Annotated in this window: 7 protein-coding genes; all 7 read left to right on the plus strand. The window is 69.6% G+C overall.

The annotated features are described in order from the left end of the window. Nucleotides 1–54: 54 nt before the first annotated feature. The 7 genes from HPY23_RS04725 (at nucleotide 55) to ppdK (ending at nucleotide 9,602) form a co-directional block, all read left to right on the plus strand. Nucleotides 55–1,728, plus strand: a complete 1,674-nt coding sequence (locus HPY23_RS04725; protein WP_091886143.1) for a ribonuclease J — start codon at nucleotides 55–57, stop codon at nucleotides 1,726–1,728. Nucleotides 1,729–1,991: 263 nt separating this feature from the next. Beyond that, complete coding sequence (gene mce / locus HPY23_RS04730) at nucleotides 1,992–2,396, plus strand: methylmalonyl-CoA epimerase (RefSeq protein WP_091886146.1); 405 nt, start codon at nucleotides 1,992–1,994, stop codon at nucleotides 2,394–2,396. Nucleotides 2,397–2,398: 2 nt separating this feature from the next. Beyond that, nucleotides 2,399–2,734 (plus strand): DUF1467 family protein, encoded by a 336-nt coding sequence (locus tag HPY23_RS04735; RefSeq protein ID WP_091886149.1) that lies wholly within the window; start codon nucleotides 2,399–2,401, stop codon nucleotides 2,732–2,734. Nucleotides 2,735–3,229: 495 nt separating this feature from the next. Further along, the gene (gene proS, locus HPY23_RS04740; RefSeq protein WP_091886152.1) at nucleotides 3,230–4,564 is read left to right on the plus strand and encodes a proline--tRNA ligase; all 1,335 of its coding nucleotides are present in this window, start codon (nucleotides 3,230–3,232) and stop codon (nucleotides 4,562–4,564) included. Nucleotides 4,565–4,568: 4 nt separating this feature from the next. Beyond that, on the plus strand, nucleotides 4,569–5,879 hold the full coding sequence (locus HPY23_RS04745) for a lipoprotein-releasing ABC transporter permease subunit (RefSeq protein WP_091886155.1): 1,311 nt from the start codon (nucleotides 4,569–4,571) through the stop codon (nucleotides 5,877–5,879). Nucleotides 5,880–5,996: 117 nt separating this feature from the next. After that, nucleotides 5,997–6,698 (plus strand): ABC transporter ATP-binding protein, encoded by a 702-nt coding sequence (locus tag HPY23_RS04750; RefSeq protein ID WP_060845617.1) that lies wholly within the window; start codon nucleotides 5,997–5,999, stop codon nucleotides 6,696–6,698. Between the two features lie 225 nt (nucleotides 6,699–6,923). Further along, nucleotides 6,924–9,602 (plus strand): pyruvate, phosphate dikinase, encoded by a 2,679-nt coding sequence (gene ppdK, locus HPY23_RS04755; protein ID WP_091886159.1) that lies wholly within the window; start codon nucleotides 6,924–6,926, stop codon nucleotides 9,600–9,602. Nucleotides 9,603–9,648 lie beyond the last annotated feature (46 nt).

Below are 9,648 nucleotides of genomic sequence, written 5' to 3' on the forward strand. Positions count from 1 at the left end.
AGGCCGTTCCTCGAGTGTGACCGCGACGGCGGTCCGTGCAGTGATGGTATGGGAATGTCGAACAAGGGAGATGAGCTGATCTTCGTGCCCCTCGGTGGGGTGGGCGAGATCGGCATGAATGCGGGCCTGTACGGCTTCGGCCCGCCCAAGGCGCGCAAGTGGATCATGGTCGACCTCGGCATGGGGTTCGCCAGCGAGGAGCACCTGCCGGGCGTCGACCTGATGTACCCGGACCTGAGCTTCGCCGAGGAGCACCGCAAGGACATCCTCGGCATCCTGATCACCCACGGGCACGAGGACCATATCGGCGCCATCGGCGAGATGTGGCCCAAGCTCAAGGTGCCGATCTACGCCACCCGCTTCACCAAGAACCTGATCGAGGCCCGCCGCCTCGGCGAGCCGGGCGCGCCCAAGGTCGACATGCGCGAGGTGCCGGCGGACGGCCGCCTCGAGCTCGGCCCGTTCTCGATCGAGTACGTGCCGGTCGCCCACTCGATCCCGGAGGCCAACGCGCTGGCCATCCGCACCCCGCTCGGCATGGTGCTGCATACCGGCGACTGGAAGCTCGACGACACGCCGGTCGCCGGCAACTCGACCTCCGAGGAGACCTTCACGCGGCTCGGCGAGGAGGGCGTGCTGGCCCTGGTCTGCGATTCGACCAACGTCACGCGCGAGGGCCGCTCGCCGAGCGAGTCCGAGGTCGCCGAGCATCTCGCCGAGCTGATCCGCAACTCCCCGCACCGGGTCGCGGTCACGACCTTCGCGTCGAACGTCGCCCGCATGCGCGCCGTCTGCCTCGCCGCGCAGGCCTGCGGCCGCGACGTGGTGGCGGTCGGTCGCGCCATGGACCGGGTGATCGACGTCGCGCGCGAGTGCGGCTACCTCGACGGCCTGCCGGAGATCCGCGGCGCCGAGGCCTACGGCTACCTGCCGCGCGAGAAGGTGGTGGCGCTCCTCACCGGTTCGCAGGGCGAGGCGCGGGCGGCGCTCGCCCGCGTGTCGCGCGACGAGCATCCGGAGATCGCGCTCGCGGCCGGCGACCGGGTGATCTTCTCCTCGCGGGCGATCCCCGGCAACGAGCGCGCGGTCGGCGCGATCATCAACGACCTGATCGAGGCCGGCATCGAGGTCATCACCGACCGCACCGAGCTCGTCCACGTCTCCGGCCACCCGCGCCGGGACGAGATGGCGGCGATGTACCGCTGGACCAAGCCGCGGATCGCCGTGCCGGTGCACGGCGAGGCGCTGCATCTCGCCGAGCACGCCACCTTCGCCCGCAAGCAGGGCGTCGACAAGGTGATGAAGGCCCGCAACGGCACTCTCATCCGCCTCGCGCCGGGCGAGCCGGAGATCGTCACCAAGGTGAAGAGCGGCCGGGTCTACAAGGACGGCAACGTCCTGGTCGATGCCAACGACCGGGCCATCCCCGAGCGGCGCAAGCTCGCCTTCACGGGCATCGTCTCGGTGGCCGTCGCGCTCGACCGAAACGGCGAGATCAAGGGCGAGCCCTCGATCGACCTGATGGGCCTGCCGAGCTACGGCCGCAAGGGCGAGGTCATCATCGACGTCGTCGGCGACGCGGTGGAGCGGACGCTCAACGGCCTGTCGCGGGTCAAGCGCCGCGATTCCGAGGCGGTGGAAAATGCCGTCGACCGGGCGATCCGCTCGGCGGTCAACGAGGTGTGGGGCAAGAAGCCCGCCTGCCACGTGATGGTCGTCGAGGTGTGAGGGCCGGGGGGCGTCGTTCACGGACGCTCCCGATCGAGGGGCCGAACCCTCCCCCTCTGCGGGGGAGGGTGGACCCTGCGTTGGCAGGGGCCCGGCCGGGATAACGTCCCGCGAGAGGGGCGGCAGCGTCCCCTTTCCCGGTTCGCTGCGCCCGCCCTCCTCCCCCGCAGAGGGGGGAGGGCTCAGCGCGCGTCCTGAAGTACCCTCTTGGACGCTGACCTCGTAACGACAAACGTCCCGAAGGGACCACGGAGGAACACCCCATGATCGGCCGGCTCAACCACGTCGCCATCGCGGTGAAGGATCTCGCGGCCGCCGCCGCCGTGTACCGCGACACCCTCGGCGCGACCCTGTCGGAGGCGCTGCCGCAGCCCGAGCACGGCGTGACGGTGATCTTCGTGGAGCTGCCCAACAGCAAGATCGAGCTGCTGGAGCCGCTGGGTGCGGACTCGCCGATCAACGCCTTCCTGGAGCGCAACCCGGGCGGCGGCATCCATCACGTCTGCTACGAGGTCGACGACATCCTGGCCGCGCGCGACCGGATGAAGGCGCAGGGCGCCCGCATCCTCGGCTCGGGCGAGCCGAAGATCGGCGCCCACGGCAAGCCGGTGCTGTTCATGCACCCGAAGGACTTTCTCGGCACGCTCGTCGAGCTGGAGCAGGCCTGACCTTGTTCTCCGCCCTTCTCGATCGTGCCACCACCTCGATCCCCCGCACCCTCGCGGCGTGCATCCTGATGATGCTGCCGATGCTCGCCCTGGCGGTCTGGGGCTTCCGCCTCAGCGGCTTCGGGGCGGGGGCGCTCTACTTCGTGGTCTGGTGGACGATGCTCTTCTCGGTGCTGCCGTTCCGGGCTGCGCCCGACGGCACCGAGGTCGTGGTGCCGGGCCAGGATCTCGGCGCGCCGCACAGGCCGCAGATGCGCCGCAAGGCGGTGTGGACCACGCTGGTCGCCGATGTGGTCTTCCTCGTCGCCGTCGCGGCGTTTCCTCTCGCCGGGTTGTAGCAGAGCTGCGGCGTCCACCGCCGCGGCCTCCCGGATGATCCGACTTTGACTGATGATCGAAGCACAAAATAAAAAAGCAAGGCTCGGAAGCCTTGCTTGATAGCTTTCTGAATGTTTTCGCCAGTCCGTATTCTATTATTCACCCCGTTGGGTGTTGAGGCTGGCTATTCCTCCCGAGACTCGGACCTTGCGCGGCGCCGTTCGGCCTGCCTGCGCATCATCGCGATGCCGCTTATAGGAACAAGAATTCGCATTGTCACCTGCTTTCGAGCAGGGTGATGCGTTTTTTTGCATGGCAACCGCATTTTTCTCCTCTGCCCCGCGTTCGGTGCGGGGAGAGCCGCGACCGGACCAAGGGCCCGGGCTTGCGCCGCGCGTTTCATGTTTTGCGAACGGGGCCGGAAGCGTGCAAAAGAGCGGTCCCCGGGGATCAACCCGCCCCGGCGGCGCCGTTGCGCCCCCGCGAAGCCACTGCCTGCCACGCCAAGGTCCACCATGCGTCTCAGCCGCTACTTCCTGCCCATCCTGCGCGAGACGCCCAAGGAAGCCGAGATCGTCTCGCACCGGCTGATGCTGCGCGCCGGCATGATCCGCCAGGAGGCGGCCGGTATCTACGCCTGGCTGCCGCTGGGTCTGCGGGTGCTCAACCGCGTCGCCGACATCATCCGGGCCGAGCAGGACCGCTCGGGCGCCGTCGAACTCCTGATGCCGACGATCCAGTCGGCGGACCTCTGGCGCGAATCCGGCCGCTACGACGCCTACGGCAAGGAGATGCTGCGCATCAAGGACCGGCACGAGCGCGACATGCTGTTCGGGCCGACCAACGAGGAGATGATCACGGCGATCTTCCGCTCGGCGGTGCGCTCCTACAAGGATCTGCCGAAGAACCTCTACCACATCCAATGGAAGTTCCGCGACGAGGTGCGGCCGCGCTTCGGCACGATGCGCTCGCGCGAGTTCCTGATGAAGGACGCCTACTCGTTCGACCTCGACCAGGCGAGCGCGCGGCACTCCTACAACAAGATGTTCGTCGCCTACCTGCGGACCTTCGCGCGGCTCGGCCTGAAGGCGATCCCGATGCGGGCCGAGACCGGTCCGATCGGTGGCGACCTCTCCCACGAATTCATCATCCTGGCCCAGACCGGCGAGAGCGAGGTCTTCTGCGACCGCGCCTATCTCGATTTCCCGACCCCCGAGGCGGGAATCGACTTCGACGACGTCGCCGGGCTCCAGGCCACTGTCGACCACTGGACCTCGCGCTACGCCGCCACCTCCGAGATGCACGACGCCGACGCGTTCGCGCAGGTGCCGGACGGTGAGCAGATGGCCGCCCGCGGCATCGAGGTCGGCCACATCTTCTACTTCGGCACCAAGTACTCGGAGCCGATGGGCGCGAAGGTGACCGGCCCGGACGGCCAGGAGCGCCCGGTCCATATGGGCTCCTACGGCATCGGCCCGAGCCGGCTGGTGGCGGCGATCATCGAGGCGGGCCACGACGAATCCGGCATCGTGTGGCCGGATGCGGTGGCGCCGTTCGACGTCGCGCTCCTCAACCTCAAGGTCGGGGATGCCGGCACGGACGCGGCCTGCGCCAAGCTCCAGGGCGAGCTGGAGGCCGCCGGCCTGACCGTGCTCTACGACGACCGCGACGAGCGTCCGGGCGGAAAGTTCGCGACCGCCGACCTGATCGGCCTGCCCTGGCAGGTCATCGTCGGGCCCAAGGGCCTGGCCGACGGCAAGGTCGAGGTGAAGCGGCGCGCCACCGGCGCCCGCGAGACGGTCGCCCCCGACGCCGTGCCGGCCTACCTGCGCCAGAACCGGACGGCCTGAGCCGATGGTCCTCGCCGCGCTCCGCGAGCGCCTGCCCAAGGTCGGTGCGTTCCTCCGGCCGCGCGGCGGGGGCGGCACCCTGCCGTTCGCGCCCTTCGAATGGACGATCGCCGGGCGCTACCTGCGCACCCGGCGCAAAGAGGGCTTCGTCTCGGTCATCGCCCTGTTTTCGTTCCTCGGCATCATGCTGGGCGTCGCCACCCTCATCATCGTGCTCTCGGTGATGAACGGCTTCCGCAAGGAGCTTCTCAGCAAGATCGTCGGCATCAACGGCCACATCTTCGTGGCGCCGATCGACCGGCCGCTGACCGATTTCGCCGACTTGTCGGAGCGGCTCGGCAAGGTGGCGGGCGTGCACCTCGCCCTGCCGATGGTCGAGGGCCAGGCCTTCGCCTCGTCGCAGTTCGGCGGCTCGGGCGTGCTGGTGCGCGGCGTGCGGGCCGACGACCTGCAGAAAATTCCCTCGGTGGCCAAGACCATCCGGGGCGGCACCCTGGAGAACTTCGACGCCGCCGGCGGCGTCGCCATCGGCAAGCGGCTCGCCGAATCCCTCGGGCTTCAGGCCGGCGACACGATCACGCTGGCGACGCCGAAGGGCGCGACGACGCCGTTCGGGACCGCGCCGCGGATCAAGAGCTACAACGTGGCGGCGGTGTTCGAGGTCGGCATGTCCGAGTTCGACGGCACCTTCGTGTACATGCCGCTCACGGAAGCGCAGGCCTTCTTCAACCGAGACGGCGATGTCTCGGTGATCGAGATCTTCCTCGACAACGCCGATTCGGTCGGGGAGGCGCGGGGAGAGCTGGAGCTTGCCGCCGAGCGCCCGGTGCTGATCACCGACTGGCGCCAGCGCAACCGCACCTTCTTCTCCGCCCTCGAGGTGGAGCGCAACGTGATGTTCATCATCCTCACGCTGATCGTGCTGGTGGCGGCGCTCAACATCGTTTCCGGCCTGATCATGCTGGTGAAGGACAAGTCGAGCGACATCGCGATCCTGCGCACCATGGGGGCGACCCGCGGCGCGATCATGCGGGTGTTCCTGATCACCGGCGCCTCGATCGGCATCCTCGGCACCATCGCGGGCTTCGTCCTGGGGCTGGTCTTCTCGGCCAACCTCACGGTGATCCAGCGCACGCTGTTCCCGGGCGCCTGGGACCCGACGGTGCGGTTCCTGTCCGAGATCCCGTCGGAGACCAACGCCAGTGAGGTCGTGGCCGTCGTCGCGATGTCGATGGTGCTGTCGCTGCTCGCGACCCTCTACCCGTCCTGGCGCGCCGCCCGGCTCGACCCGGTGCAGGCCCTGCGCTACGGCTGATCCTTCGTCCCGGCCGGGCGCTCGTCCGGCCCCGTACCCGAGTACCGTCCGGATGCCGTTGCCCGCCTTCCCCGAACGCTCCACCCCCCACGCCTCGGCGCGGGGCGCCTGACGCCGATGGACGACACCCAGCAGCAGCCGGTCCCGGCGCTCTTCCTCGCGCAGGTCGAGCGGCGCTACGCGCAAGGCGCCGGCCATCTCGAGATCCTGAGCGGGGCCGATCTCGCGATCTGGCCCGGCGAGATCGTGGCGCTGGTCGCGCCGTCCGGCACCGGCAAGTCGACCCTGCTGCACGTCGCCGGGCTGCTCGAGCGCCCGGATGCGGGCGAGGTCTATATCGGCGGCCAGCCGAGCGCCCGGATGGACGACGCCGCCCGCACCCGGATGCGGCGCGAGGAGATGGGCTTCGTCTACCAGTCGCACCACCTCCTGCCCGAGTTCTCGGCGCTGGAGAACGTGGCCCTGCCCCAGCTCATCCGGGGCCTGGCCGCCAAGGAGGCGCGGGCGCGGGCGGGCGAACTCCTGTCGTTCCTCGGCCTCAAGGAGAGGCTGAGCCACCGCCCGGCGGAGCTGTCGGGCGGCGAGCAGCAGCGCGTCGCCATCGCCCGGGCGCTCGCCAACGGCCCCCGCCTGCTGCTGGCCGACGAGCCGACCGGCAACCTGGACCCGCAGACCGCCGGACACGTCTTCGCGATCCTGGTCTCGCTGGTGCGGGCCTCCGGCGTCGCGGCGCTGATCGCGACCCACAACCTGGAGCTCGCCGCCCGGATGGACCGGCGGGTGACGATCCAGAACGGCCTCATCGTCCAGCTCGCCTGACACCCGCGCGGCGGAGCGGCCGCTTCGCCCGCCCGGGCGGGGCCGGAATCCGCGTCGCGCGGCGACTTGCCGGATTCGAACGGCGCGGCCTCACGCCCGACTCACCGCGAAGAGGTCGGGACGGCGCCGCCGTTCAGCTTGCGTTGGGGTTCCGAATGGTCCAACCCGGCGGGAACGTCAGGCGGCAGCCGCTACGAACGGACGAGTGACATGGCCGGAAGTGACATGGCAAAGTGGGTCTACACCTTCGGCGACGGCAAGGCCGAGGGCAAGTCGGCGATGCGCGACCTGCTCGGCGGCAAGGGCGCGAACTTGGCCGAGATGTCGAATCTCGGGCTTCCGGTGCCGCCCGGCTTCACCATCACCACCGAGGTCTGCACCTACTACTACGACCACGGCCGGCAATACCCGCCGGAACTGGAGGGGCAGGTCGCCGGCGCGCTCGAGGCCGTCGGCGCCCTGGCCGGCCGCCGCTTCGGCGATTCCGAGTCGCCGCTCCTCGTGTCGGTGCGCTCCGGCGCCCGGGCCTCGATGCCCGGCATGATGGACACGGTGCTGAACCTCGGCCTCAACGACGTCACCGTCGAGGCGCTGGCCCGCGGCGCCGGCGACGAGCGCTTCGCCTATGACAGCTACCGCCGCTTCATCACCATGTACTCGAACGTGGTGCTCGGCGTGGAGCACCACTCCTTCGAGGAGGTGCTGGAGCGCTACAAGGACGAGAAGGGTCTAACCCTCGACACCGAGCTGGGTGCGGCCGACTGGAAGCACCTGATCGGCGAGTACAAGGCGCTGGTGAAGCGCGAGCTTGGCCAGGACTTCCCGCAGGACCCGCAGGCCCAGCTCTGGGGCGCGATCGGCGCGGTGTTCGGCTCGTGGATGAACCCGCGCGCCAACAAGTACCGCGAGCTGCACAGCATTCCGGCGAGCTGGGGCACCGCGGTCAACGTCCAGGCCATGGTCTTCGGCAACATGGGCGAGACGTCGGCCACCGGCGTCGCCTTCACCCGCAACCCCTCCACCGGCGAGAAGGCGCTCTACGGCGAGTTCCTGATCAACGCCCAGGGCGAGGACGTGGTCGCGGGCATCCGCACGCCGCAGGACATCACCGAGGTCGCCCGCATCGAATCCGGCTCCGACAAGCCGTCGATGGAGCGGGCGATGCCGGAGGCCTACGCCGAGCTCGTGCGCATCTACGGGATGCTCGAGCACCATTACCGCGACATGCAGGACCTTGAATTCACGGTCGAGACCGGGAAGCTCTGGATGCTGCAGACCCGCAACGGCAAGCGCACCGCCAAGGCGGCTCTGCGCATCGCCGTCGAGCTGGCGGCCGAAGGACTGATCACCCACCAGGAGGCGGTCGGCCGCGTCGAGCCGGCCTCCCTCGACCAGCTGCTGCACCCGACCATCGACCCGAAGGCCGAGCGCAAGGTCATCGCCACCGGCCTGCCGGCCTCGCCGGGCGCCGCCTCGGGCGAGATCGTGTTCAACTCCGAGGAGGCCGAGGCCGCCAAGAAGGCCGAGCGCAAGGTCATCCTGGTCCGCATCGAGACCTCGCCCGAGGACATCCACGGCATGCATGCCGCGGAAGGGATTCTCACCACCCGCGGCGGCATGACCTCGCACGCGGCGGTGGTCGCCCGCGGCATGGGCAAGCCCTGCGTGTCGGGCGCCGGCCAGATCCGGGTCGATTACGCCGCCCGCACCCTCTCGGTCGGCGGCGTGACGCTCAAGGCCGGCGACCGCATCACCATCGACGGCTCGAACGGCCAGGTGATGCAGGGTTCGGTCGAGATGGTCGAGCCCGAGATGTCCGGCGACTTCGCGGCGCTGATGGAGTGGGCGGACGAGGTCCGCACCATGAAGGTCCGCACCAACGCCGAGACGCCGCTCGACGCCCGCACCGCCCGCAAGTACGGCGCGGAAGGGATCGGCCTGTGCCGCACCGAGCACATGTTCTTCCAGGAGGAGCGCATCGTCGCGATGCGCGAGATGATCCTGGCGGACGACGCGGAAGGCCGGCGTGCCGCGCTCGCCAAGCTCCTGCCGTACCAGCGCCAGGACTTCGTCGAGCTGTTCACCATCATGTCGGGCCTGCCGGTGACGATCCGGCTCCTCGACCCGCCGCTGCACGAGTTCCTGCCGCACTCCGACAAGGAGATCGGCGAGGTCGCCGCCGCCACCGGCGTCCAGGAGGACAAGGTGCGGCGCCGGATGAACGAGCTGCACGAGTTCAACCCGATGCTCGGCTTCCGCGGCTGCCGGCTCGCGATCCTATACCCTGAGATCGCCGAGATGCAGGCCCGGGCGATCTTCGAGGCGTCCGTGGAAGCCGCCAAGCAGACGGGCACGCCGATCATCGCCGAGGTGATGGTGCCGCTGGTCTTCACCCGCACCGAGTTCGACCTGGTGAAGGCCCGCATCGACGCCATGGCGAAGGCCGTGGCCTCCGAGACCGGCACCGAGGTCGAGTACCAGGTCGGCACGATGATCGAGCTGCCGCGCGCGGCGCTCCGGGCCGGCGACATCGCCCAGACGGCGGAGTTCTTCTCCTTCGGCACCAACGACCTGACCCAGACCACGCTCGGCATCAGCCGCGACGACGCGGGCCGCTTCCTCGGGCCCTACACCCAGCGCGGCATCCTGGCCTCCGACCCGTTCGTGTCGATCGACCAGGAGGGTGTGGGCGAGCTGGTGCGGCTTGCCGCCGAGCGCGGCCGGGCGGTGCGCGACAAGCTGAAGCTCGGTATCTGCGGCGAGCACGGCGGCGACCCGGCCTCGATCGCCTTCTGCCAGGAAACCGGCCTCGACTACGTCTCGTGCTCGCCGTTCCGGGTTCCGATCGCCCGGCTGGCGGCGGCGCAGGCGGCGCTCAAGGTGAAGGGCCGCGGCGAGGCGTAACTCGACGTGTAGTCGAGCGTCTCGGGCCGTGCGCATGTCTCCTCTC

The organism is Methylobacterium ajmalii, assembly GCF_016613415.1.
GTDB lineage: Bacteria > Pseudomonadota > Alphaproteobacteria > Rhizobiales > Beijerinckiaceae > Methylobacterium > Methylobacterium ajmalii.